This is a genomic window from Microvirga sp. CF3016 (assembly GCF_036314085.1).
GTDB lineage: Bacteria > Pseudomonadota > Alphaproteobacteria > Rhizobiales > Beijerinckiaceae > Microvirga.
The window spans coordinates 1-839 of the sequence record NZ_JAYGGM010000028.1 but is presented as its reverse complement, the minus strand read 5'-3'; the positions used below and the strand labels follow the sequence as shown (position 1 = coordinate 839).

Here is an 839-nt window from a genome sequence, read left to right as displayed (position 1 = left end):
GGGCGGTGCGCGAGATGGAGGACCGCTACCGCAAGATGTCGAAGCTGGGGGTTCGCAACATCGACGGCTTCAACGCCCGCGTGGTCGAGGCCAAGGCGCGCGGCGAGACCATCACCCGCACGGTGCAGACCGGCTTCGACCGCGAGACCGGCGAGGCGGTGTACGAGGACGAGGTGATGGATCTCGATCCCTTGCCCTACATCGTGGTGATCGTCGACGAGATGGCCGATCTCATGATGGTGGCCGGCAAGGAGATCGAGGGCGCGATCCAGCGCCTGGCCCAGATGGCGCGCGCCGCCGGCATCCACGTGATCCTGGCCACGCAGCGCCCGAGCGTCGACGTGATCACCGGCACGATCAAGGCGAACTTCCCGACCCGGATCTCGTTCCAGGTCACGTCGAAGATCGACAGCCGCACGATCCTGGGCGAGATGGGCGCCGAGCAGCTCTTAGGCCAAGGCGACATGCTGTACATGGCCGGCGGCGGGCGGATCACCCGGGTGCACGGGCCGTTCTGCTCGGACGAGGAGGTGGAGAAGGTGGTGGCGCACCTCAAGCGCCAGGGCCGGCCGCAGTATCTCGAGGCGGTCACGGCCGAGGAGGACGAGGGCGGGGCGGCGCCGGATCCGGCGGTGTTCGACCAGGGCGAGTTCGGGGCCCCGGGCGGCGACCTGTACGACCAGGCCGTGGCCGTGGTGCTGCGCGACAAGAAGGCCTCGACGAGCTACATCCAGCGCCGGCTCCAGATCGGCTACAACCGCGCCGCCTCGCTCATGGAGCGCATGGAACACGAGGGCATCGTCGGGCCCGCAAACCACGCCGGGAAACGCGAAATTCTG

1 protein-coding gene is annotated in these 839 nt (G+C 68.5%); it reads left to right on the top strand.

All coding sequences use genetic code 11. The features are described from left to right. A partial coding sequence (locus VB672_RS22560) for an FtsK/SpoIIIE domain-containing protein (protein WP_329786435.1) occupies positions 1-839 on the top strand: 839 nt, incomplete at both ends.